The sequence below is a fragment of the Streptomyces sp. NPDC004561 genome, from assembly GCF_053602155.1.
The window spans coordinates 1-23,697 of the sequence record NZ_JBSGDB010000086.1; the positions used below are offsets into that span (position 1 = coordinate 1).

Genomic DNA, 23,697 nt, shown 5'->3' on the forward strand with positions numbered 1-23,697 from the left:
CGGTCGGTCCGTGAAGCAGGAACCCCAAAGCCGGGCGACCGGCCCAACCCCCGCATAAGGGAATCCCCCTCCTTCAGGAGGGGGAGGAAGTCAAATCCTCACCCGGCCCAAAGGCCGGGGATTCCCGTCCGCTCCCACCGGACGGGGTGCGCCCGTGCCGGGCGGCCTTGTACTCCAGCATCGCGACGAACGCGGACCATCCAGCGTCGTGCATTTGAGGCGGGCGGGCCCGCTCCCCGCGTGCCCGCCGCTGGACGGCGCCCGGGCTCACCGCACGGTGAGTTCGGGCGCCGTGCGCTGCTCGGCCTCGCGTTCGGCGGTGTACTGGTCGCGGTAGTAGCCCTCCTGGGCGAGGAGTTCGGTGTGGCTGCCGCGCTGGACGACGTGCCCCGCGCGCAGCACCACGATCTCGTCGGCGGACTCGAGGCCGCGGAGGCGGTGGCTGACCAGGAGGAGGGCCCGGTCGCCCGCCGCGGCCAGGGTGTCGCGGAGCAGGGTGTCGGCCGTGCGGGGATCGACGGACTCGGTGGGTTCGTCCAGAACGAGGACGCGGGGATCGGCGAGCAGGGCCGCGGCGAGCGCCAGCCGCTGGCGCTGGCCACCCGCCAACTCGGCCGCGTCGTCGCGTACTTCGGTGTCCAGGCCGCCCGGCAGGGCACGGATCCACGCGGCGGCACCCGCCTGCTCGAGGGCGGACCACAGCTCGGCGTCTTCGGCGTCCGGTCGGCCGACCCTGAGCACGGAGCGGACCGTGCCGGCGAAGACGTAGTGCTCCTGTGTGAGCCCGCACACGAGACGGGGCCGCAGCTGCCGGCCCGCTGTCTGCTCGACCGGCACACCGTTGAGCGTCACCTGTCCCGCCCCGGGGCGGACGAACCCCAGCGCGGCGGCGAGCACGGTGCTCTTGCCCGCGCCGCTCGGCCCGACCAGGGCGACCTTGCGCCCCGGGGGCAGTGACAGGCCGAATCCGCTCAGGGCCGCCCGGGACGCTCCCGGGGGCACCACGGTGACATCGTCGAACTCCAGGGTGACAGGGCCCGCGGGCACCGGGCGCGGGTGCGTGGGTTCGGGCACGGGCGGGCGGGCGCGCAGCACTTCCCGCAACCGCCGCAGCCCATGGCCGAGCTCACCGAACCGCTCCGCCGCAGCCTGCACGGGAGCGCTCGTCTCCACGGCGGCGAGTGTGGTCAGGGTGAGGACGGCGACGGTGACCGGGCCGAGCCGCCCGGCGTCCTGGGCCCTCGCGGCGAGCACCGCCACCGCGCCGGTCGTCACCAGCCGGACCAGGAGCCCCGCGGCGCCGGCGGTGGCCCCGCGCAGCGCCACGGAGCGTTCCAGCCGGGCGACGGTCCGCGCGGCGGCGCGCTCGCGCTCGGTGGCGGCGGTGGACGCCCCGCAGACCGCGAGGTCCTCGGCCCCCTCGATGATGTCCACGCTGCGCACCGCCAGCGTGCCGCGGGCCCGCGCCAGGCGTACCCGCGCCTGGTCCAGGGCGACAGCCGCCGTCACCGGCAGCAGCACCGAGCCCACCAGCAGGCCGCAGCCCAACGCGGCTCCGGCCGCGGGCAGTTGCAGCCAGACCCAGGCGGTGACACCGGCGCCGACCGTGAGCGCCGCGAGTCCGGGCAGTACCACCCGGATCACCAGGTCCTGCACCGCCTCCACGTCCGCGAGCAGCCGGGTGAGCAGGTCGCCGCGGCGGAACGCGGGCTGCCCGGACGGGGCCAGCGGCTCCAGGGCGTCGAAGAACCGGCCGCGCACCCGCTCCATGATCCGCAGCGCCGCGTCATGTCCGGCCAGCCGCTCGCCGTAGCGCAGCGTGCCGCGCACGATCGCCAGGGCGCGGACCGCGACCACCGCCAACGACAGGGCGGCGAGCGGGGGTTGCTCGGAGGCCCGGCAGATGAGCCAGGCGGCGGTGGCGGTCAGGGCCACCGCCGACGCCTCGCACAGCGCCGTCGCGAGGGCCGCGAGGGCCAGGCGGGTCCGGAGGAGTGCGGGGGCTGAACGCCTCACCATGTCGGCTGTCCTTCCAGCAGGCGCGGCTGGACGTCGACCGAGCCGTGAGCGGCGTGGAACACCGTGTCCGCGTGTTCCATGACCCGGGGGCGATGGGTGACCACCAGCACTGTGGTGCGCTCGTTCCCGGCGAGGGCGCGCAGGGCGTCGAGCACCCGCTGCTCCGTCTCCCCGTCGAGACGCGCGGTGGGCTCGTCGAGCAGCAGCAGCGCCGGCTTGCGCAGCAGTGCGCGGGCCAGCGCGATCCGTTGCCGTTCACCGGCGCTGAGCACGGCGCCGCCGTCGCCCAGCGGGGTCGCCGGGCCGTCGGGCAGTGCCGCCACGAAGTCGGCGGCGCCCGCCGCGGCCAGCGACTGCCACACCTCTTCGGGGCCGGCGTCGGGGCGGCCGAGGCGGACGTTGTCCGCGAGGGACATGGCGAACAGGTGCGGCCGCTGCGGCACCACCCCGAGCGCGTCGGTCCAAGCGGCGCCGGGGACGTACGGCAGTGGGCGGGACCCGATGCGGATCTCGCCGTCGAGCGGTGCGAGCTGGCCGGCGAGGGTGCGCAGCAGCGTGCTCTTGCCCGCGCCGCTGGGCCCGGTCAGCGCATGGCAGCGGCCGGGTTCGAGCGTCAGCGACACCTCAGTCAGCGCGGGAGGGCCGCCCGGGAACCCGACCGTCAGCCGGTCCAGGACGACAGGGGTCCGGGCCGGGCTGGGCACGGGCACCGGGTGCGGCCCCGACGCGGCGGGCCGCATCGGCGCGGGGGCGGCCGCCGTGATCCGGCGGGCCTGGTCGAGTACGGTCCGGCCCTCCTGGCTCGCGTGGAAGCGCAGGGCCAGGGAGCGCAGCGGGCGGTACGCCTCCGGTGTGAGCAGCAGGACGGCGAGGCCCGCGGTGAGCGACATGTCCCCGGCGAGCAGGCGGAAGCCGACCGGCACCGCGATCAGGGCGACGGCCAGGGTGGTCATGGTCTCGAGGACGAAGGACGACAGGAACGCCTGCCGCAGGGTGGCCATCGTGACCACCCGGTGCTCGGTACAGGCCGCGCGGATCCGCCGGGCCGCGTCGTCCTGCCGCCCGAACACCCGCAGGGTGGTGAGTCCGCTGACCGCCTGACGGAAGCGCTCGCCCAGGCGCAGCAGCACGTTCCAGTGCCGCTCGGTACGCGCCTTGGTGTGCAGTCCGACGACGGCGAGCACCAGCGGGACGAAGGGGAGGGTGACCAGCACGGTGAGCCCGGAGGGCACATCGAGGAGCAGCAGCGTGCACACGACGGCGGGCGGCACCACGACGGCGTGCGGCAGCACGGCCACGGCGCCCGAGACGTAGCCGTCCAGCGCGTCCGCGCCGCGCGTCAGCACGGCCACCACGGCGGCGGGCGGCGGCCCCGCGCCCCGGATCCGGCCCCGGCCCGCGGCCTCGACCAGCTCTTCGCGCAGCGCCTGCTGCACCCGCGTCGCCTCCCGCGCCGGATACCAGCGCTCCCACCAGGCCAGCCCGCACCGGGCCGCGACGACCCCGGCGACCAGGGGCATCGACACCGTGGCGAAGGCCTCGCGGGAGCCGCCGTCGAAGAGGGCGGCCAGTACCCGGGCGAGGAGCAGCGCCTGGGCGACGACCAGCGCGCCGCCGAGCGCCGCACCGGCCGTACACACCAGGAGGAACACCTTCACGCGCGGGTGGATCCGCACCAGTTCGGGGTCGAGCGGTCCGTGCTTCATGCGTCCCCCGGGGGCGTCAGTGGAAGGCGGGTGCCGTGGACCGCTCCGCGGGCGCGCGCAGCAGCCACCACATCCGCAGTTGCACGGCGATCACCAGCACCAGGACCGGGCCCGCGGTCCATGTGATCAGTGCCAGTGCGGTGCTGTCCGCGGCGAGGTCCTGGACTGCGACCGCCCGCACTCCGGACCGCGCGGGGGTCGCCAGATACGGGTACTTGGCCGCGAACACGGCGACCGGCGCGAGCCCCACCGCGACGGCCGTGGCCGCGTACGCCCGCCAGGGCTGTCCGGCGGACAGCGCGCGGACGGCCGGCGCCAGGGCGAGCACGGCGAGCGCGAGCAGCAGCAGCGCGAGGGCCGGCCGGTGCAGCGACCCGTCGGTGTGCCCGCCGGCCCAGGAGGCGAGGCCGGTCAGGACGACGAGCAGGAAGCCGACGCCGCACAGCCGCCGGGCGAGCACGGTGGCGCGGGCGGCGACCGCCCCGGTGGTGCGGGCGGCGGTGAAGGCGCAGCCGTGCGCACCGAACAGCGCGACGGCACTCACCCCGCCGAGCAGGGCGTACGGGGTGAACGCCGCGCCGCTGCCCAGGACATGACCGCTGCCGTCGAGGTCGAGCGAGCCTGCGACGGCGACCAGGAACGCTCCCCAGCCGAACGCCGCCGCCGTGCCGGCCGCGCAGATCACGCCGTCCCACCGCCTGCGCACGGTGGCCTCGGGGTGCCGGCTGCGGAGCATCACGGCGCTGATGAGGACCAGTGCGCCAGCCATGGCCAGCAGGGCGAACGGCGCGGTACCGACCAGGAGTTGGGTCTCCAGGCGCGGCATGGTGCCCACCAGGATGCCGAGGGAGACCAGCAGCCAGGCCTCGTTGGCGAGCAGGAACGGGCCGAGGCCGCCGAGCACCTGACGGCGTTCGCGGTCGCCACGGGCCGTGAACAACAGGGTCGAGCCCACTCCGTAGTTGGTTCCGGCGAGCGTCAGATAGCCGGTGAACAAGGCGATGAACCCGATGGTCCACAAGGTCGGGTAACTCATGGCCGGTGTGCTCCTTTTGCAGCGTGAGATGCGGGACGGGACGAGCCGGGACGAGCCGGCGAGCGCCGTGATCGGCAGGCTCCGGGAAGTGTCCGGCGGTTCTTGTCGCGGTCGCGGCCCGCTGCGCAGCGGCTGATGTAGCCGTGGCACGCGCATCTGCCGCGTTGTCGTCGGTCGCCAACGCTCCGCGTGGACGCCCTCCTCCGCCTCGCAGTTGCACGCACCAGACCCGCTCACCCGTACAGGAAGGCGCGGGCCACCATGGTGCGACCTGCTCCGCCGGACAGGCCCTAGAGCAGGACGCTGTCGCGCTCGTCGTCGCGTGTGCCGCCGGGATCGGGGCGTTCGCCGGAGCCGGACTCCTGTGTCCATAGATCGGCCTGCGCGGGGCCGCGCATCGCCGCTTTGCCGAGCAGCCACCAGTCGAGGATCAGCAGGGTCGTGACGATCACCCCCAACACCACCAGGGAGACGGTCAGTTGGGTGGTGGTGAGCGAGGGAGTCAAGGCCTGCCGGGTGGTGAGGATGTCGTTGATGACGAACGGCTGCCGGCCGATCTCGCGTACCAGCCAGCCGGCGATGTTCGCCACGAAGGGCATCACCATGGCGATCCGCAGCACTCGGTGCAGCGGCTTCGACGTGAGCATCCGGTCGCCGCGCAGTGCGATCAGGGTCCACAGGGAGACGATCAGCAGAACGAACCCGACGGCCATCATCGCGTAGGCGCTGAACTGCACCAGTGGCCCCGGCGGCAGCCCGGCATCCCCGAAACGCTCCGTCAGCTGCCGCTGGAACGCGGCGATGTGCTCACTGTTGCCGTCCAGCAGCGCCTGCTTGATCGGCTGCTGCACGCCGATCCGCTCGATCTGCACCGCACCGCTGACGCCGACCAGCAGGGCGCCCCAGAAGCCCGCGTGCGCGCCCATGCGCATCGAGAGCCGTATGAACGTGTCGTCGGCCCGGCCGCGCCCGCGCAGCAGCACCGAGACACCGAGCATGAAGAATCCGCCGACCGCGGCGGCCCCGCCGGTGATGTGCAGGATGGCGATCCACGCATTGGGGTTGGTGAACAGGGCGAGCGGGTCGGTCAGTTGGAGGGTGCCGTGGCGCATCTCGTACGCGACGGGGTTGTTCATGAAGCCGTTGGCCAGCAGAGCCCAGATGACGGAGAGGTACGCGGCCGCGGCGACGATCCAGATGCAGGCCAGATGCACCTTCGCGGGCAGCCGCTGCCAGCCGAAGATCCACAGGGCGAGAAAGGTCGACTCCACGAAGAACGCGACCACGGTCTCCACGGCGAGCGGCGCGCCGAACACTCCGGCGCCCATGTTCTCCAGGCCCGACCAGTTGGCGCTGAGCTGGTACTCCATGGCGATGCCCGCGCCGATGCCGACCGCGTAGTTGATGACGTAGAGCGTGCCCCAGTACTTCGTGGCCTGCCGGAGCGCCGGGTCGCCCGTGCGGACCCAGCGGGTGTGGCAGATCGCCACCATGACCACGAGCCCGAGGGTCAGCGCGACGAGCAGGTAGTGCACCCCCACCGTCAAGGCGAACTGGGTGCGTGCCAGTCCGACGGTTCCCATGTCCTAGTCACCCCAAAGAGATCGGTTCGGCCGCCAGGGCCGCGTGTACACAGCGACGTTATCAGCACTCGATTTCCAGTCGCTGCTAGATAATCGGTCATCGGCAGGGATATGGGTGACCGGCATGAGAATCCATTTCGCGAGCATCGGCACCGGCTCGATGCCCACACCGTGCAGGACCGGATGGAACTGCTCGCCCGTGGCGAACCGGATCAGGCGTCCATCGAAGCAGCCGCCGGTCGAGCCTTCCTTGAGCCGCAGGCGGGCACCGCACGCGCGAGCGAACCGTCGCCCGAGGTGCTCGCCACGCTGGGCGTCAAGGCCTTCGGCTTCGCGCTGCCGCGCTCCCTTGCGGCCGGCCTGCTACCGGTCTTCGAGGACTTCAAGCCCGACCTCGTCATCCACGAGGTCGGACCGGGGCCCCGGCCCGAGCGCACAAGGCGTGCCCCGCCCGCGCCACCAGGGCAGACGCGAAGGCGGCACTGGCCTGCACCACCTGCAAGGGGGACAGCCGGATCATCCGTAAGCAGCACACCCACAAGGTCCGCATCCCCGCGGGCCACAGGGACGGCCAGGAGCTCCGGATCCGCGAACTCGGCAGCCCCGGCAAGAACGGTGGCGCCCCCGGGGACCTGTACGTCACCGTGCACGTCGACGACTGATGGCCGGGTCGCGCGGTATTCGGTCAGGTCCGATGGCTTTGTGCCATTCGTCGGCAACCCGCCTCCAACATCTCTGAGGCGCGGCTACACAAGAAGGCCGGGGTGGCGTCCCGCCGTCCCCGGGTAGTGGTGGTGGGGGAGGTCCCGGCAGACCAGGGAATCCCTGAACGTCCCTGGGGCAGCTTGCGAGCGGCGCCACCCAGGCCGGTCGACGAGCCCCGTCACACGCACGGGCCGGACGGCGCCCACTGCGGATCAGGGGCCTGGGGAGCGGGGGAGTGATGGCAGCACGTCGACGGTGCTGGCGCTTGAAGAAGCGGACGCGCAGGCAGGTGCAGGGCTGGGGCGCGGTGGCGGTGGTGATCGCCGTGTTGTGGGTGGCCGGGCACTGGCCGGTGGTGTGGCCCGTCCTGGTGGCCGTGCCCGCCGCGGCCGTGATGGGCGGGGCCGGCCGGGCGCTGCTGCGGGCGCACCGTCGGGCGGTCGGCCAGGACCGCGCATGGCGGGCGCAGGAGGAGGCCAGGGCGCGGGAGTTGTCTATGGCCGAGGTCGACGCGTTGTCGTGGCAGGAGTTCGAGTCGTACGTCGCCGAGCTGTGCCGGCGGGACGGCTGCACGAGGGTCGTCGTCAGCGGCAGGAGCGGCGACCTGGGCGCGGATGTCGTCGGCTACCTGGCCGACGGCCGCAAGCTGGTCGTCCAGTGCAAGAAGTATGCGCCGCACCGCAGCGTGTCCTCGCAGGACATGCAGAAGTTCGTCGGCACCGCCCGTCTCGAACACGGTGCAGACGTCGCCTTGTTCGTCACCACCTGCCGGACGTTCACGAAGGCCGCGCTGGGCCTGGCACTGCGCCAGGACATCGTGGCCCTGCACCGCGATCTGCTGGGCTCCTGGGTCAAGGGCGCTCATCTGGAAACCTTGATCCCGCTGAACGGAAGCGGCGGCGGCACCAGGCGGCGCCCCTCCGCCTGAGCGAGGACCCGAACGACGAGCATGCGTTCCAACGCAGAAGGCCGGCGGCACCTGGTGTCCCGCTTCCGTCCCTGACGCCGCCGGAATCGCACCGTCGAAGGCCGCAGGCGCTTGGCGGTGGAGCCGGTGTCACGATTGCGCCGCTCGAACGCCAGCCGGTCCCGCTCCCACACCACCAGCTCGCCGTCCAGACTGGTGTCCGCCGGCAGTTGCGCGAGAGCCGCCGCCCGGATCTCGGAGAGCGGGGCCGTGCCGGCCAACTGCCCCCGCGCCGGACGACAGCGGCCACTTGAGTGACAGCTGGACATCCCAGGGCGGCTCCCCAAGTCGCCCGGAAATGAGCCGTGGGAAAGGCGACGGGGGCCGACAGTTCGGGGCCGTTACATCGCCGAGCAGGCCACTGATTCCGAGCGCAGCTGGCAGGTCCTGACCCGCCACCAGACACAGTCACAGCAGTAAGGGCCGTGCTCTGCTCACCCCTTGTGCAAGCTTGCGTGGACGCGGCGGACACAGCACGTCACCCACCGATCCCAGCGCGCACTGAAGATGCGCTGACGCCGAACACGTCTGAGAACAGGCTCGGCGCCTCCGCGGATGCGCAGCCTGCTCTCAGCCGGGGACATCGCTCCGTCAGACGCCTATTGGGGCTTGAAGGAGCGGATCTGGTAGCTGCCCTGCAGGTTGCCGCCCGTTACGGCGCCCGTGGACCCGACGCGTGAGTGGTAGTTGGTCTGGGTGTAGTACTGCACCCGGTGACCGGTCCCGTTCCACACGGAGCGGACATTCCGTCCCTTCTGGATGAAGGAACAGTCGTCGGCGGTGTTCGCCTTGCTGCGTTGTGACCACTGGCAACGGGTTCCCCCGCCGTTCCAGTTGTCGTAGATGCAGAAGTATCCGGTGGTGCAGTTGTAGGCCGCCGCGCGGACGGGAGTTGCGGGGGCTGCGGTTGCGGTGGGCACGACGCCCAGGGCAGCAGCCACAGCGACCGAGGCGACGGCGAACGAGCGGAAACGACGCATGACAAAGCTCCTCATTCTCGTGGGAGGTCCAGAGCAGCCAAACCGCTCCGAACGAGATGGGAAAGGCGCGGTGAGCAGGAAGGCCCTGCCCGCCATCGGCACCTGTCGTCCAGCTGGCGAAACGTCGCCAGTATCGTCCGCGCCCATCACCAACGTCAGGCCCATTCCCGGACAGCCACCGGGCCGTTGGCGCATGGCAGGCGTGCACACCAAGTGTGCGCCCGCTCCTGCGCCATGATGTGCTACCGCGCGCCCGTCCCGCCATGCGGACGCGGCTGGCGACATCCGGGGGAGCCGGCGGTCGGATGAGGCAGCAGTTCCCCCCACCCGGCCGCGCCCCGGTCAGATCAGCGGGGTGATCTGGTCCTCGATACCGAGCAGGGCCCGGCCGTACATCTCCGTCGCGATGGCGGGGTTGACCATGGCATGCCGCGTACCAGTCTCCAGGTCCCGCCAGATGCGCTGCAGCGGACTGTCGTCGGCGAAGCTCCGGGCCCCCTGGACGCTCAGCAGCAGGTCCAGTGCATCTCGTGAGCAGCGGGCGACCGTGCCGATATCCATGCGCGCCCGGGTCCGGTTGACCAGGGGCATGCACTCGCCGCTCGCCGCCCATCTGTCGGCATCGTCCGCGGCACGCATCAGGTGCAGGGTGGCGGTGTCGATCAATGATGCTGCCTCGGCGAGCTGCATCTGGGTGGAGGGTGCCTCGCGTGCCTGTGCGTAGTGCGTATGCGAAATGCCCCGGCCCGTGGCGAGGGAGGCCAGCACCAGCTCCATCGCGCCGCGGGCCAGGCCAAGCAGCGGGCCGGCGAGCGACAGGGCGAGCGTGGGGACGAACGCCGCGCGGTACAGGGTCTCGTCCTTGAACTCGGTCGGATAAGTGCCCTGGAGCGCGTGCGTCACCGACAGAATGCGGTGGGCTGGGACAAAGACGCCGTCGGCGACGAGGGTGTTGCTGCCGGTACCGCGCATCCCGGCAACGTGCCAGGTGTCCTCGATCGTCAGCTGGTCCATCGGGACCAGGGCCAGCGCGTGGTCCAGGCGCTCGTCGTGCTCGCCCGTGAGCGTCATGCCGAGCAGCGCCCATCGGGCGTGGAGACAGCCGGAGGCAAATCCCCACCGTCCGGTGACGATGCTGCCTGCGTCGGCTGTCCTGCCGGTCCCATGGGGTGGCAGGACCGCACATGCACGGGTGCCGGGATCCTGCGCGTAGACCTCACGCTGCGCGCGTTGGGGATAGAGGCCGATGAGCCAGCCCGAGATGTTGATCAAGCTGGTGGTCCAGGCAGTCGATCCGCAGCCGCGGCCGAGTTCGGAACTCACTTCGACGAGCGTGCGGATGCGTTCCTGGTGGCCGCCGAGCCGTTGGGGAACGGTGAGGCTGAACAGGCCGGCCTCATCGAGTGCCGCGATGTTCTCCGCAGCGACACAGCGGTCCTGTTCGGTGCGGGCGGCATTGCGCCGGAGTAACCCGACCAAGGCTGCGGCCCGTCCGGGCAGCGTGGCCTGCTCGATGTCCGGGGCAGGTTCCGCGGCGCCCATCGTCATGAGAGGTCCTCCTTCGCACGTGAACCGGCCGGGCAAGAGGCCGGCGGCCAGTCCTGGCACCGTACCCGTATGCCTGCCCGCGCCTCCTGCAGCGGGCGGCCACCTGCTGCACGGAATCGAAAGACCGCGCCTGCGGCCTCGTCCACGAGGGCGATCCCACGGGTTCTCGGTTCGCGGTCTTCCTCGGAAGGAAACAGAGGGCCGCAGGACGCAGATCAGGCGCGGTCCGCAGCCTTTTGCAGGGCGTCGGCTACCACGTGTCCGATTCGGCGGCCGCGCTGGCCGCGACAGCGGAGCAGTCACGGCCACTACCCGACCTGCGCCGAGGATCACCCAAGGCGCTGCAGCCTGCCGCGGGAGTACCCGCGCCGCCTTGCGTCTGTGCCGTTCGGGGGAGTCCGGGGTGGGCGGATTGCCTGAGTGGACCGGGGCTGTCATTACCTCGGTGGTAATCGCGTGGTCGGGCAGGGCGAGGCAGGGTGGTGCCATCGGGTTCCGGGCCGGCGCACTCCGGCCCGGAACCCGGGCCGACCCATCTGCATGCCAGGCCACTTCACCACAAGAGGAGATCCGTCATGTCGATCTATGCTTCTGCCGTCGCCCGCTACTTCGAGGCGTGGAACGCCGCTGACGCCGACGCGCTGGCCAAGACGGTCGCCGCGGCCTGGTCCGACGACGGCACCTACACCGACCCGCTGGCCGACGTGCGCGGTCACGAGGCGATCGCCGCGGTCATCCGGGCCGCGCACGAGCAGTTCCCGGGCTTTGAGTTCAAGCCGGCCGGTGAGGTGGACGGCAACCATCACATCGCCCGCTTCGGCTGGGAACTGGTGTCCACCGCCGACGGCTCCGCTCCGGTCGCCGGCTCGGATGTGATCACCCTGGCCGAGGACGGCCGGATCACCTCAGTCCTCGGCTTCCTCGACCGGCTCCCCGAGGCATGACCGGATCTCTTGAGCGCAGGGCCCGTCCTTCAGGGCGGGGCCTGCGCTCAAGAGATCCAGTCGGCCTCCCTCAGACGCGAGTCACCCGGCCATCGCCCGGGAGACGTCGTTGGCGCAGCGGAAGCCGAGGTTGCCGGAGGAGGACTCCGGGGTGTTGGAGGAACGGGCCGCGACCCGGTAACGGTTGCAGTAGGACTCGTGGCACAGGTAGGAACCGCCGCGCATGACCCGTGCGGTCCCGGTGTCCGGGCCGTGCGGGTCCTCCGCGGGTGCCTGGGCGTAGTAGGAGGGCGAGAACCAGTCGGAGCACCATTCCCACACGTTGCCGGCGGTGTTCCACAGGCCGAAGCCGTTGGGGCGGTAGGACTTGACCGGTGCGGTGGTCAGGTGGCCGTCCTCGGCCGTGTTGACGTGGGGGAAGTGTCCCTGCCAGATGTTGCAGCGCCACCGGCCGTCCGGGGTGAGGTCGTCGCCCCAGGCGTAGCGGCGGCCGGCCAGGCCGCCGCGTGCGGCGTACTCCCACTCCGCCTCGGTGGGCAGGCGCTTGCCGGCCCACTGTGCGTAGGCGGTCGCGTCGTTCCAGGAGACGTGGACGACGGGGTGGTTCTGGCGGCCGGTGATGTCGGAGTCGGCCCCCTCGGGGCGGCGCCAGTGGGCACCACGGACGTTGATCCACCAGGGGGCTCCGGCGGCATTGCCGAGGACGTCGGCCGAGGGGGCGGCGACCACGAGGTGGAAGACCGCCGAGGAGCCGTAGCGTTCGGCGTCGGTCACGTGACCGGTGGCCTTGACGAAGGTGGCGAACTGGGCGTTGGTGACGGTGGTCTCGTCGATGTGGAAGGGCTTGAGACGTACCGTGTGGACGGGTGTCTCGCCGTCGGCGGGGTAGCCCTCGTCGAAGGCGTCGCCCATGGCGAACTCACCGCCCGGCAGGCCGACCTGTCCGCGGGTCGAGTGCCTGCGGGTGGCGGGATGCGGCGTCGGCGGCGCTGCCGGGGGAGAGACGGCGACGGCGCCCGGTGCGCCGGACGGGGTGCAGCAGGGGTGGTGATCGCGGGTCATGGTCGAAGTCCTCGGTTGCGGGGCCGGTGTCCGGTCCATGGTGCGGTCCGCGCCTGCGGACCGCCGTCCGGGCTCGGAGCCCCGGGTGGTTTTCGTCGGCGGGCGTCAGCCGGCACCTGCGGCCCTGCGCCGGTGTCCTTGCCGGGCGGTGCTCTGGCACGGGCGCGGGGCCGTTCGGCCTGCGTGGTCCGCCCCTGTGGGGCGTGGAGCTGCGGGGGCGGCAGGCCGTGTGCTGGACTGCTCGGGTCGAAGGGCTGTCGACGCGGTGGGGAGCGCGGGCGTCGCGGGCTCCGCCGGGCCGCGCGCAAGGCGCCCATCGTGCGGGAGCCCGCGCCGTGCCGTCACACCTGCTACTTCTGGTAGGTGGACTCGTCGAGCCCGCTCAGGGTCGGGTCGTGTCCCACCTCTCCGACGTCGTACATGGACGTCATCCAGTGGTAGAAGTTGTCGCCGCGTTCCCGCAGAACGTCGTACAGGCGGCGCATCATCCGCGAGCGGACCTCCGCCTGTTCGGGATGGTCGTAGACGTTCTGCAACTCGTCCGGGTCGGTGGTCAGGTCGTAGAGCTCGTTGACCGAGTCGGGGTTGACCACGAGTTTGTACCGGTCCTCGCGCAGCATGCGCTGCGGGTACGGGAAGTGGTGGCCGTGGAACTCGCAGACGATGTCCTCCTCCCACCCCACCGTCTCGCCGTGGACGAGCGGCAGCAGGCTGCGCGAGTCGACCGCGGGCTTCGGGTCGATGCCGGCCAGTTCGAGGATGGTCGCGGTGCAGTCGAGCAGGCTGACGAACTCGGTCCGCACGATGCCGGCCGGGGCGCCGGGGACGCGGAGCAGGCCGGGCGTGCGGTAGATGTCCTCGTACATCGCGGGGCCCTTGTCGTGCAGCCGGTGGGAGCCGGTGAACTCGCCGTGGTCGCAGGTGAAGAACACGGCGGTGTCGTCCACCAGCCCGAGCCGCTCCATGGCGTCCATGACCCGGCCGATCTGCCGGTCGATCAACGCCACGTAGCCCCAGTAGACCGCGATGAGCTTGCGGGTGGTCTCGATCGGCATGGTGTCGAAGGTCCAGTGCGCGCTGTAGTTGCGCTGGACGGGAGGTTTGCCGTGGAAGGTCTCCGCGATGGACTTCGGGAGTTCGACGTCGGCCGGGTCGACCAGGTCGAAGTACTCGTCGGGGAGGATGTACGGCAGGTGCGGTCCGAAGAAGTGCAGGGCGAGGAAGAAGGGTTGCTCGTGTGCGCGGGAGTCCGCGGCGTACTGCTCGAGCTTCTCGATGGCGCGGGTGGCCAGGTAGTGCTCGAAGGTGGCCTCGACGGGCTGGTGCAGCCGGGCGGCGAGGAGGTTGCCGGGGCCGCCGTTGGGCAGGGTGCCGCGGATGCGGTCGCTGATCTCGTACGGTGGCAGACCGTGCTCGGCGAGGTAGGAGAGGTAGTCCGGGTGGTCCACCGGGTTGTGCCAGCCGGGCAGTTCCGGGCCGTCGAAGCCGTAGTCGGCCGCTGTCCGTCGGTTGCCGGCGTGCCACTTGCCGATGAGGCCGCAGTTGTAGCCCTTCTCCCGCAGTGCCCGGGAGAAGGTGAACTGGTCCTCGGCCAGGTCCTCGAGGTAGCCGACGTTGCGCTCGTGGTTGGCGAGCAGCTTGTGCCGGAAGGGTGCCTGGCCCGTCAGCAGGCTGGCCCGGGCCGGGGTGCAGATCGCGGTGGGGGTGTACCAGCGGTCGAAGCGGGTGCCGGTGGCGGCGAGTTCGTCGAGGGCCGGGGTGTGCGCCAGCGGGTTGCCGTAGGAGCCGAGTGTGTCCGCCCGGTGCTGGTCGGTCATGAGGAAGAGGATGTTCTTCCTCGGCGCCCGGGACGTGCTGGTCGTGCCGGACGTGCTGGGCTCGGTCACTTGCCTGCTCCGGTGAAGAGGTCGCCGGTGTAGTACTTCTTGGGGTCGACGGGCTGCTTGAGCTTGCCGGCCTGGACGAAGTAGTCGTTCATCCCCTTCAGCCATTTGTCGATGGTGCCGTTTCGGGTCAGCGTGTCGAGTTGGTCCACGCTGAGCAGCTTGTTGTTGGCGGCGTCGGCCTTGACCTGGTCGACGGGGATGTGGAGCTTGTCGGCGGTCAGGGCGATGGCCTCGTTGGTGTGTTCGGACCGGAACGCCATGGCATCGCGCAGCACGGCGAGGACCTTCTTGGCCTTCCTCGGGTTGTCGGCGACGAGCTTGTTGCTGGCCACGAACGCGGTGGGGAAGGAGATCTCGTCCTCGAAGTCGCTGTTCTTGGCGAGTTCGACCAGGCCGGGGACCTGCTTCTTGATCGTCGCCGTGGCCGGGTACCAGAAGCCCGCCCCGTCGACCTTCTTGGAGGAGACGGCGGAGACGATGGTCGTGGGGTCCATGGGGACGATCTTCAGGTCGCTCTTGGTCATACCCGCCTTCTTCAGGGCGAGCGAGAGGATCATGTCGCCGGAGGTGCCTTCGGGAACGGCCACGGTCTTGCCCTTGAGCTGCTGCATCGAGGTGATGCCCGGCTGGGCGATGACCCGGTCGGAGTTGCCGAGGGTGTTGATCGCGACGACCTTGGCCTGGCCCGAGGCGGGCAGCCACATGGCTCCCGGTCCTATGTAGCCGAAGTCGAGGTTGTCCGTGCCGAGTGCCTGGATCTGCAGGGGGCCGTTGGTGAAGATCTTGGTGTCCGCCGTGAGGCCGTGCTTCTTCCACAGGCCCTTGGCGTCGGCGATGGCGATGAGGCTGGCGCCGTTGAAGTCGCCGATGTAGCCGAAGCGCACCTTGTCGCCCGACCCGTTGGAGGAGCCGCTGCCGCAGGCGGTGAGCAGGGCCATCGTGGCCACGCCGGCGAGGGTGGCGGTGAGGTGTCTGCGGGTGGTGGAGCGTGGCATGGCTGCTTGTCCCTTTCCGGGTCAGGTGGTTGCGGAGCCGGCGGCCGCGGGGGCGGCGGTGCGGCCTTGCTGGTGGTAGACGGAGTGCCACACGCGGTTGCGCAGTTGGGCGAACTCGGGGCTGAGGCGGAACGCCTCGTCGCGCTCGATGGCGGGATCGACCTCGATGACGTCGTAGACGCGTCCGGGGCGGGCCGCCATGACGATCACTCGGTTGGCGAGGAACACGGCCTCGTCGACGTCGTGGGTGATGAACAGGACCGTGCGCTTGTCCTGGCTCCACGTCTTCAGCAGCTGTTCCTGGAGCTTGACCCGGGTCAGGGCGTCGAGGGCGCCGAACGGTTCGTCCATCAGGAGGATCGAGGGGTCGACGGCGTAGGCGCGGGCGATGGCGCAGCGCTGGCGCATGCCTCCGGACAGGGTCTTGGGGAGTGCGTCGGCGAAGCGTTCGAGTCCCACCAGTTCGATGAAGTGCTCGGCCCGGCTTCGGCGTTCGGCTTTGGGCACGCCCTTGGTGCGCAGACCGAATTCGACGTTCTGACGCACGGTCAGCCAGGGGAAGAGGGCGTACTGCTGGAAGATCACGCCTCGTTCGGGTCCCGGTCCGGACACGGGCGCGCCGTCCACGAGGGCACGGCCGGTCGTGGGTGTCTCCAGCCCGGCGAGGATGTTCATGAGGGTGCTCTTGCCGCAGCCCGAGGGGCCGACGACGGTGACGAACTCGTGGTCCGCGATGTCGAGGGAGACGTTGTCGAGGGCGGTGAAGGTGTCGCGGCCCAGAGCGAAGGTCTTGGTGACGCCCTGGACGGAGATCTTGGCCGGCTTGCTGGTCATCGGCGTTCCTGCCATCCGGTGAGCTTGCGTTCTGCGAGGAGCAGGATGCGGTCCATGAGCAGACCGAGGATCCCGATCGAGATCAGTGCGACGAAGATGGTCGGCAGGTCGTAGTAGAGCTGGGCATTCTGCATGCGGTAACCGAGGCCCTCCTGGGCGGCGATGAGCTCCGCGGCGACCAGGGTGGCCCAGGCCGAGCCGAGGCCGACCCGCATGCCGACAAGGATGAAGGGGGTGGAGGCGGGCACCACCACGCGGGCGAAGATGACCGCGTCCTTCGCTCCCAGGACCCGGGCCGCGTTGATCAGCGTGCGATCGACGTCCACCACACCCTGGAAGGTGGAGATCACGCATGCCAGGAACGCGGCGAGGAAGATGACGAAGATCTTCGGGGTCTCGTCGATGCCCATCACGACCACGGCCAACGGGATGATCGCCAGTGGTGGGACGGTGCGGAAGAACTGGATCCACGGTTCCATCAGGCCGCGTGCGATGCTGTACCAGCCCATGAGGAAGCCGACCGGGATGGCCACGGCCGTGCCGAGCGCGAAGCCGACGAGTACGCGGGTCAGACTGGCGAGGGCGTCCTTGCCGAGGGTCCCGTCCCCGATCAGCGTGGCCGCCCGGGAGACGACCTCGGGCGGTGTCGGCAGTTTGAAGCCCGTGGCCGCCAGGGCCCACCACAGCGCGATGCCCAGCGCGACGGACACGGCGTTGAGGACCAGGGGAAGTCCGCGCCGGCCCGAGCGTGGACGCTCCGCCGCGGTCTTCGTGCCGTCCGGGGGCCCGAAGTCGTCCGAGGCCGGGGGCGTCTTCTCGGGCGCGGGGTGGCGCGGTCCGGCTCGCCGCTTGTCAAGGACGGACATGGACGGCTCCTTCGATGGTGGAATCAGGGGTCCCCGAACCGGCCGTCACGTCGGTGGTTTCGGGATACCTCGCCAGGAGTGGGGAGTTGTGGAAGACCGCGGCGAGGGCGCCGATGGCTCCGTCGTCGTCCGAGAGCCGCGCGGCCTCGACGACGGGACCGGACGACCCGGTCGGGAAGAGGTCGGCGGCGAGAGTGGCGGCGACCTGCTCCACGATGACGGGTGCCAGTTGTGCGATCTCGCCGCCGATGACGACCTTCGCCGGGTTGAGCGTCATCGTCGCCGCTCCTATGACGCGTCCCAGTGCGGCGGCCGCCTCGCGCAGCACCCGGTCGGCGACGGGATGCGCGCGGGCCGCGGCGTCCGCCAGGTCCCGCAGGCTCTCCAGGGGCAGACCGAACTCCCAGCAGGCAGCGAGGATCGCGGGGACCGAGGCCACCGTCTCCAGACAACCGCGCTTGCCGCACCGGCACGGCCGGCCCGCCGGTTCGACGGTCACATGCCCGAGCTCGCCGGCCAGCCCGGACGAGCCGGTCACCAGATGCCCACCGACGACGAGCCCACCGCCGACGCCGTCCGACAACCGTACGTACACCAGGTCGGCGACGCTGTCGGCACCGCTGATCGCCTCGGCGAGGGCGGCCAGACGTGTGTTGTTGTCCACGATCACCGGCGCGTCGAAGCGCTCGGCGAACGCGACGTCGACGCCTTCCGGAGCCGGGCGCAGGACCGTCCCCAGGGGGGTGGCGCGGGCCCTACCCGATCCCTCCGGGGCCGGGTAGGGCCCCGGCACGCCGATGCCGATGCCCTGAAGCGCTCCGAAGTGGACGCCGGCCTCGGCGGTGAGCCGCTCGACCAGCCCGAGGGCCAGCTCGGTCCGCTCCTGCCAGGCCGTCGTGTCGTCGTAACGGGCCGCGCCCGAGGCCATGACCTCGTGCGCGGCGTCGGCCACGACGACGTGGACGCGTCGATGGCCGAAGTCGACGCCCATGAACTGCGCCGACGCCGGGTCGAGAGCGAGCCGCTCGGCCGGCCGGCCACTGCCCTCACGCCTGGAGGCGTCGGTGTCCACGACCACGATGGCGCCTCGCTGCAGGAGGCTTCCCGTGATCTCGGACAGGGTGGTGCGGGACAGGCCCACGACCCGGGCGATCTCACCACGGCTCATGGCGCCGTTCTCCTGCAGCGCACGCAGGACGCGTTCCTCATGGGTCCGCCTGACCAGTGCGTGCACTCCGCTGGGCATCTGCATGCCGGTCAAGGTAGGGAGGCCCGCATTATTCCGTCAACACTCCGACAGAAAAATTGCAATGAGGCGTAACGCAAGGCCGGTTGGCAACTCCGGGACAGTGGGTTTCACAGATTATTCGTCCGCAGTGTTGACGTAAAAGCATCGGCGTTCGCATGCTGTGCGACACACCCCCGCCACACAGCTCCCCCTGAGCTGCGCATGGGATTTGGGCGGGGACGACGAAGGAGAACGCCACTGATGACCGGTGCCGAGAACCGTCTGCGCCGCCGCTCCTTGCTGGCCGGCGCCGCCGGCCTGGGAGCTGCGGCCGCCCTTCCCGCGACCGCCGCGCACGCGAGCACGCCCGTTGCGTCCCCGGCCGCATCGGCGCCGCGTCACAACTGGCCCGACCCCCAGCCGTACGGCCTCGCGGACACCCGCACGGACCTCTGGCCGAGACAGGACAACTCCTTCGTCCTCCCGCTGGAGTTGCGCCCCCGCGACGCGGAACTCGGCCGGGTGTGGATGCGGGACACCTACGTCAACTGCTACGTCATCGACGGCCGCCCCCTCTACGTGGCCACGGGCACCACCCGTGTACCCGGGCTGGACGCGGCCGCGCCGTGGAACGACGGCATCTTCGTATGGCTGGCGCCCTCGCTCGACGGGCCGTGGAAGCTCGCCGACACCACCGGCATCCGGCCCGGCGCCGAGAAGGGCAAGGTCTGGTCGCCCGAGTTCGCCGACGAGAACCGGCCCGGACGCACCGTCGTCGCACCCTGGCAGGAGTACTGGCACGACGACCAGTTCGGCAAGCGCGGCAACGTGTGGGCCCCGGAACTGCACCGCTTCAAGGGAAAGTGGTACATCGTCGCGTGCATGGGCGACCACTCCCGCAAGGTCGGCTCGTTCATGCTCGTGAGCGAGGGCGGCGTCGAGGGCCCGTACCGGCTGATCGAGGGGAGTTTGGACAAGCCCTTCGGCGACTCGTTCGTCGGAGGACCGGCCTTCATCGAACCCGGCGCCTACTACCACATCGACGGCGGCCTCTACAGCGAGGGCGACGACGCCTGGCTCGTGCTGCACAACAACCTCTACGCCAAGTTCCGGGACGACATGGAGGACATCGTCACGACGACCAACCTCCCGAACTTCCAGCAGACGCCCTATACCCCCGAGCCGTACCTCGAAGGCGCGTACGTGTTCAGGCACAAGGGCAAGTACTACCTGATCCAATCCGCGTGGGACCGGACGTCGGTCGACGCCTACGGAAGCACGCGCAACGCCTACGACCCGCCCGGTCCGGGCCGTGTGCAGTACCAGTACGACGCGATCGTCGCCGTCTCCGACAACTTCGAGGGACCGTACTCCGCGCGGTGGACCGCGGGCGTCGGCGCCGGACACAACAACTTCTTCGAGGACCACACCGGCCGGCTGTGGTCGACGTTCTTCCGCAACCCGAACGCCGGCTACTGGAAGGACCCGTCGCGCATCGGCGACGGCGCCGTGCCCGGCGTCGTACGGCTGGAGTGGACCGGCCCGAAGGACAGCCGCCTCTACGTCCAGCGCCAGAGCCGAGATTCCGCCAACAGCGAGTAAAGACCCAAGGCGACCTGATCTCCCCGTGCGGGGGCGTCAGCCCCCCCACCGCACCGGCTGGTTCCTCCGCGCCCCCACCCGATCACCCCATCGCGTACTCCTACTGGAAGGGGGCACGGTGACCTGCCCGACCGCTCCGAACATCGTGTTCGTCATGACCGATCAGCTCCGCGCCGACTTCACCGCCGGCGCCGGCTTCGACCTGGACACGATGCCCTTTCTCGACTCCATCGCCGCCCAGGGCACCCGCTTCCGCCGCGCGTACACCACCGCCCCGGCCTGCGTCCCGGCGCGCACCAGCCTGCTCACCGGCAGATGGCCCAGCACCCACCGGATACGGCAGAACTCCAACACCGACCCGCAGGACGTGGCACGCGGAGACGACCTGATCGACGTCCTGCGCGGCGCCGGCTACCAACTGTTCTACGCCGGCAAGACACACATGTACCGAGACGATCCGCAGGACTACGACGCCTTCTCCGGCCCGTACGGGCACACGAAGGGCCCGGACACCACCACCGAGCAGCGCGCCTTCACCGCCTGGATGAACTCCATCGACATGGGCCCCACAACAGCGCCCACCCCGTTCCCCCCGGAGCAGCAGTACGCCTACCGGATCGTCTCCGACACCATCCAGCAGGTCGACGCCCGGGACCCCGACAAGCCGTTCTTCGCCTGGGTCTCCATGCCCGAGCCGCACAACCCGTACCAGGTGTCGGAGCCGTACTTCTCGATGTTCGACGAGGACAAGATCCCCGACCGCTCCTGTGGCCCCGAGGCCGCGCAGGCCAAGGGCGGCGCCTACAAGTGGCTGCGCGACCTGGTGGAGGAGAAGCGCCCCGGCTACGACAAGCTCTGGCGCCGCTACCGCGCCACCTACTGCGGCATGCTCCGCCTCATCGACGACCAGCTGCGTCGGCTCGTCGGCCACCTCAAGGAGCAGGGCCTGTGGGAGAACACCCTGCTGATCTTCCTCGCCGACCACGGCGACTACGCCGCCGACTACGGCCTGCAGCGCAAGGGCGCCGGCATCCCCGAGGTCCTGGCGAACATCCCGATGATCGTGCACGGCTGCGGCGTCAAAACCCAGGACAACAAGAAGGACTTCGTCTCGATCGCCGACATCCTGCCCACCGTGTGCGAGACGGTCGGCCGCCCCATCCCCCTGGGCGTCCAGGGCCGCAGCCTGTGGCAGATGCTCACCGGCTCCGACTACCCGGCCGCGGAGTTCGCCGACATCGTCACCGAGCGCGGCTACGGCGGCCTGCCCTATCCCGACGACGCCCGGCCACCGCTGCACTTCCCCTACCAAGGCACCAGGTACGACGAGCTGAACAGCGTGACCCAGAGCGGCTCGTCACGGATGATCCGGCACGACCACTACAAGCTCTACGAACATGTCACCGACGGCGGCGAGCTCTACGACCTCGACAAGGACCCGATGGAGCTGGACAACCGCTGGGGCGATCCGAGCCTGCGCAAGGTGAAGGCCGATCTCATGCAGCGACTGCAGCGATGGTCGGTCCGGCTCACCGACGACCTGCCGAAAGGGCAGTACAACGCCAAGCTCGCCCAGCACAACTGGTACCGGACCTCGGAGGAGGACGGAGCATGACCGGACCGATCCGCCGCGACGACGACAACCGGCAACCTCCCCCCTCACGCCGTACGGTCCTGCGCGGCGCCGCCGCCGTCACCCTGGCCTCGGCAGCCACCACCGCGGCCACCGCCGGAACCGCCTCCGCGGCCGGCCCCGGCCCTGCCCCCGCGACCGTCGACCACCCCGGCGCACAGTGGCTGCCCGCCGCCCCCGCCAACCACCGCACCGCGCGGCGCCCTCGCGGCCATCCGATCGACCACGTGGTCATCCACGTCACGCAGGAGCACTTCGACGACGCCGTCGCCGTCTTCCAGAACCCCGGCCGGAAAACCTCGGCCCACTATCTGGTCCGCTCGGCAGACGGCCACATCGGCCAGTGCGTCCGGGAGAAGGACATCGCCTGGCACGCCGGCAATCCCGACTACGACAACCGCAGCATCGGCATCACACACGAGGGCTGGGTCGATTCCACCGCCTGGTTCACCGACGAGATGTACGCCTCGTCCGCGGCGCTCACCGCCGCCGTGTGCGCGCGGTATGCGATTCCACTGGACCGAACCCACATCCTGGGTCACCACGAGGTGCCCGGCGTCATCCACACCGACCCCGGAGCCAACTGGGACTGGGATCACTATCTCGAACTGGCACGGAAGGCGAGAACCGACAGGTGAGACGGACGCCCCAGGGGGCCGCCCCCTGGGACGTGCACCGGGATCCGGACCGGCGCACGAGCGGACCACGGCCGCCGCTCATGGCGGGGACCGGATCCACCCTGAACCCGATCGTCACCTCGCTGGCCATCCGCTTCACGGGGCGACGCTGGCCGCGGCCCCAAGCGGCACCGCCGGCGAGGACGGAAAGGACGACGGTGCGCTGCGCACCACCGCCCTGCTGCGCGCCATGTGCGAGCACGGCCTGAAGAAGGTGCTGGTCTACTTCAACCTGGTCTCCGACGCGCGGCGCTTCGCCAGCGAGCTGCCCCACACCCTGCGCCTGCTGCACCGGACGGATCTGGGCCTCACCCCCGGCATCGACCCGGAACTGTTCTTCGTCCACGACGAGCACACCCCCGAGCAACGCGCCAGCATCTTCCACGAGTTCCGCACCGCCGACGCCGCGATCCCGGCCAACTCCCGCCTGATCGCCGAAGGCGTCGACATCCCCAGCGTCGACGCCGTCGTCTCCGCCGACCCCCGCCCGCAGCGTCATCCGCCGCGTCCAGCCCCTCGGCCGCGCCCTGCGCCTCGATGTCTCCGGCAAGACGGCCTCACTGATCGTCCCCGTCTACGTCCCGCCCGGCGCCGACCCCGAGAACATCCTCGGCACCGCCTACGAACCGGTGTGGGCCATCGCCACCGCGCCGGCCCACCACGACCACCGCATCCTGGAACGCCTGCCCGACAAGGCCAACCGGCCTGCCCAAGGAGACCAGCCGGGTCATCGAACGCCGCTGGACCTTCGACTTCACCGTCCACCCCGAGCGCATCGCCCAAGCGATGGACCTGGCCTCCTTCGACCCCCGCGACCAAGGCGTCTCCCGCTCCCGCCGCCTCGGCTTGGCCGCCGCCCAGTCCTACCGCGACGAACACGGCCACCTCGACGTCCCCGCCGACCGCGTGGACCCCACCGGCCACGCGCTGGGCACCTTCATCACCACCATGCGCGACGCCGCGAAAGCCGGCCGACTCGAACCAGAGTGGATCGCCGAACTCGACGCGCTCGGCATGATCTGGGACAAGCACGACGCCGCCTGGCGCTCACGCCTGGCCGCCGCGGCCGACTACCACCGCACCCACGGCCACCTCGCCGCCCCGCCACCACCCCATCGGGGCCTGGCTCGCCGAACAACGCCACCTCGCCGCCAAGAACACCCTCGCCCCCCAACGCGCCGACGCCCTGCGCCGCCTCACGTCAGTCGACGAGGTCGCCCCCACCAGCCCTTGGACACTGCTGCGCGGCGCCCTGGAGAACCTCGCCACCGGCCTGTGGCTCCTCGACGGCGTCGGCCGCGACGAACGCCGACGCCGCGCGCTGTCCCTGTGGGACGAGGACATGCGCAACCGCCACCAGCACCTGACGGCGGGGCTGGGGGCGGCCCTTTTGCTGTGCGCCCTGGTACGGGCCGCCCCGACAACC

19 protein-coding genes and 1 pseudogene are annotated in these 23,697 nt (G+C 70.9%); 7 read left to right on the forward strand and 13 right to left on the reverse strand.

From position 1 onward, the window contains the following. Window positions 1–267: 267 nt before the first annotated feature. The 4 genes from cydC to ACWEN3_RS14360 all read right to left on the reverse strand — a co-directional run bounded on the left by cydC (window position 268) and on the right by ACWEN3_RS14360 (window position 6,344). A complete protein-coding gene (gene cydC, locus ACWEN3_RS14345; RefSeq protein ID WP_452969927.1) occupies window positions 268–2,019 on the reverse strand; it encodes a thiol reductant ABC exporter subunit CydC in 1,752 nt (583 codons plus the stop codon). After that, window positions 2,013–3,725 carry a thiol reductant ABC exporter subunit CydD gene (cydD, locus tag ACWEN3_RS14350; RefSeq protein ID WP_452969930.1) on the reverse strand — a complete coding sequence of 571 codons (1,713 nt, stop codon included), beginning with the start codon at window positions 3,723–3,725 and terminating at the stop codon, window positions 2,013–2,015. The genes cydC and cydD overlap by 7 nt, the downstream gene beginning before the upstream one ends. 16 nt (window positions 3,726–3,741) lie before the next feature. Then, on the reverse strand, window positions 3,742–4,761 hold the full coding sequence (locus tag ACWEN3_RS14355) for a cytochrome d ubiquinol oxidase subunit II (RefSeq protein ID WP_452969932.1): 1,020 nt from the start codon (window positions 4,759–4,761) through the stop codon (window positions 3,742–3,744). A 290-nt stretch (window positions 4,762–5,051) separates the two neighbouring features. After that, complete coding sequence (locus ACWEN3_RS14360) at window positions 5,052–6,344, reverse strand: cytochrome ubiquinol oxidase subunit I (RefSeq protein WP_452969934.1); 1,293 nt, start codon at window positions 6,342–6,344, stop codon at window positions 5,052–5,054. A 482-nt stretch (window positions 6,345–6,826) separates the two neighbouring features. On the opposite strand from ACWEN3_RS14360, the gene ACWEN3_RS14365 reads away from it, so the two are divergent. Next, window positions 6,827–7,006, forward strand: a complete 180-nt coding sequence (locus ACWEN3_RS14365; protein WP_452969965.1) for a DnaJ C-terminal domain-containing protein — start codon at window positions 6,827–6,829, stop codon at window positions 7,004–7,006. A gap of 281 nt (window positions 7,007–7,287) precedes the next feature. After that, window positions 7,288–7,977: a restriction endonuclease gene (locus ACWEN3_RS14370; protein ID WP_452969937.1), complete on the forward strand. Its 690-nt coding sequence runs from the start codon at window positions 7,288–7,290 to the stop codon at window positions 7,975–7,977. 638 nt (window positions 7,978–8,615) lie between these two features. Here the strand turns inward: ACWEN3_RS14370 and ACWEN3_RS14375 are convergent. Together ACWEN3_RS14375 and ACWEN3_RS14380 are read right to left on the reverse strand one after the other, a co-directional pair. After that, window positions 8,616–8,996 carry a peptidase inhibitor family I36 protein gene (locus ACWEN3_RS14375; RefSeq protein ID WP_452969939.1) on the reverse strand — a complete coding sequence of 127 codons (381 nt, stop codon included), beginning with the start codon at window positions 8,994–8,996 and terminating at the stop codon, window positions 8,616–8,618. A 342-nt stretch (window positions 8,997–9,338) separates the two neighbouring features. Then, window positions 9,339–10,544 carry an acyl-CoA dehydrogenase family protein gene (locus ACWEN3_RS14380; RefSeq protein ID WP_452969941.1) on the reverse strand — a complete coding sequence of 402 codons (1,206 nt, stop codon included), beginning with the start codon at window positions 10,542–10,544 and terminating at the stop codon, window positions 9,339–9,341. A 575-nt stretch (window positions 10,545–11,119) separates the two neighbouring features. Between ACWEN3_RS14380 and ACWEN3_RS14385 the strand changes: the two genes are divergently transcribed. Next, complete coding sequence (locus tag ACWEN3_RS14385; protein ID WP_452969943.1) at window positions 11,120–11,488, forward strand: nuclear transport factor 2 family protein; 369 nt, start codon at window positions 11,120–11,122, stop codon at window positions 11,486–11,488. Window positions 11,489–11,569: 81 nt separating this feature from the next. On the opposite strand, the gene ACWEN3_RS14390 is transcribed toward ACWEN3_RS14385, so the two are convergent. From ACWEN3_RS14390 to ACWEN3_RS14415, 6 genes are all read right to left on the reverse strand, one after another. Then, on the reverse strand, window positions 11,570–12,550 hold the full coding sequence (locus ACWEN3_RS14390) for a formylglycine-generating enzyme family protein (RefSeq protein WP_452969945.1): 981 nt from the start codon (window positions 12,548–12,550) through the stop codon (window positions 11,570–11,572). A gap of 350 nt (window positions 12,551–12,900) precedes the next feature. Further along, a complete protein-coding gene (locus tag ACWEN3_RS14395; RefSeq protein WP_452969946.1) occupies window positions 12,901–14,541 on the reverse strand; it encodes a sulfatase-like hydrolase/transferase in 1,641 nt (546 codons plus the stop codon). Beyond that, the gene (locus ACWEN3_RS14400) at window positions 14,433–15,431 is read right to left on the reverse strand and encodes an aliphatic sulfonate ABC transporter substrate-binding protein (protein ID WP_452969948.1); all 999 of its coding nucleotides are present in this window, start codon (window positions 15,429–15,431) and stop codon (window positions 14,433–14,435) included. Before ACWEN3_RS14400 ends, ACWEN3_RS14395 begins: the two co-directional genes overlap by 109 nt. A 21-nt stretch (window positions 15,432–15,452) precedes the next feature. Further along, on the reverse strand, window positions 15,453–16,265 hold the full coding sequence (locus tag ACWEN3_RS14405) for an ABC transporter ATP-binding protein (RefSeq protein WP_452969951.1): 813 nt from the start codon (window positions 16,263–16,265) through the stop codon (window positions 15,453–15,455). Then, window positions 16,262–17,131 (reverse strand): ABC transporter permease, encoded by an 870-nt coding sequence (locus ACWEN3_RS14410; RefSeq protein WP_452969953.1) that lies wholly within the window; start codon window positions 17,129–17,131, stop codon window positions 16,262–16,264. The genes ACWEN3_RS14405 and ACWEN3_RS14410 overlap by 4 nt, the downstream gene beginning before the upstream one ends. Then, on the reverse strand, window positions 17,118–18,383 hold the full coding sequence (locus tag ACWEN3_RS14415; RefSeq protein WP_452969955.1) for an ROK family transcriptional regulator: 1,266 nt from the start codon (window positions 18,381–18,383) through the stop codon (window positions 17,118–17,120). Before ACWEN3_RS14415 ends, ACWEN3_RS14410 begins: the two co-directional genes overlap by 14 nt. 237 nt (window positions 18,384–18,620) lie before the next feature. Between ACWEN3_RS14415 and ACWEN3_RS14420 the strand changes: the two genes are divergently transcribed. The 4 genes and pseudogenes from ACWEN3_RS14420 to ACWEN3_RS14435 all read left to right on the forward strand — a co-directional run. Continuing rightward, the gene (locus ACWEN3_RS14420) at window positions 18,621–19,961 is read left to right on the forward strand and encodes a family 43 glycosylhydrolase (RefSeq protein WP_452969957.1); all 1,341 of its coding nucleotides are present in this window, start codon (window positions 18,621–18,623) and stop codon (window positions 19,959–19,961) included. A gap of 118 nt (window positions 19,962–20,079) precedes the next feature. Beyond that, a complete protein-coding gene (locus ACWEN3_RS14425; protein ID WP_452969960.1) occupies window positions 20,080–21,576 on the forward strand; it encodes a sulfatase family protein in 1,497 nt (498 codons plus the stop codon). Next, complete coding sequence (locus tag ACWEN3_RS14430; RefSeq protein ID WP_452969963.1) at window positions 21,573–22,232, forward strand: N-acetylmuramoyl-L-alanine amidase; 660 nt, start codon at window positions 21,573–21,575, stop codon at window positions 22,230–22,232. Before ACWEN3_RS14425 ends, ACWEN3_RS14430 begins: the two co-directional genes overlap by 4 nt. 825 nt (window positions 22,233–23,057) lie before the next feature. Continuing rightward, window positions 23,058–23,228, forward strand: a pseudogene (locus ACWEN3_RS14435) (helicase associated domain-containing protein); the annotation flags it as partial. Between the two features lie 244 nt (window positions 23,229–23,472). Here the strand turns inward: ACWEN3_RS14435 and ACWEN3_RS14440 are convergent. After that, window positions 23,473–23,697: hypothetical protein (locus ACWEN3_RS14440; protein WP_452969967.1), on the reverse strand; the 225-nt coding region annotated here is incomplete at its 5' end.